1 protein-coding gene is annotated in these 279 nt (G+C 50.2%); it reads left to right on the top strand.

Going from position 1 to position 279, the window contains the following annotated elements; translation table 11 throughout:
* A partial coding sequence (locus F7R02_RS26795; protein ID WP_208789159.1) for a hypothetical protein occupies window positions 1-204 on the top strand: 204 nt, incomplete at its 5' end.
* Window positions 205-279 lie beyond the last annotated feature (75 nt).

Here is a 279-nt window from a genome sequence, read left to right as displayed (position 1 = left end):
CCTGTAAACCAGGAAATTCCCACGGAAAGCGCCAGAAATGGCGAAATTCCAAAGATTCAAACGCCACTCTTCGGAACGACGCGACATCCCGCACTCTCAGGCCTCGTTATTCAGACCTTCCCTAGAAAAGTCCAAGGAGTTCTCTTCATAGATATGATACGCCCAGGATTTCTTAGACATCTCAAGGCCATGGAAAATGGCTGATTCGGAGGTGTCCATGAGCAGTAAGCGGTATACGGATGAGTTCAAGATCGAGGCGGTCCGGCAAGTGACCGATCG

This window comes from Xanthomonas cissicola (assembly GCF_008801575.1).
GTDB lineage: Bacteria > Pseudomonadota > Gammaproteobacteria > Xanthomonadales > Xanthomonadaceae > Xanthomonas > Xanthomonas cissicola.
The sequence above is the reverse complement of the archived record's forward strand: the minus strand, read 5'-3'. Positions and strand labels throughout refer to the sequence as shown.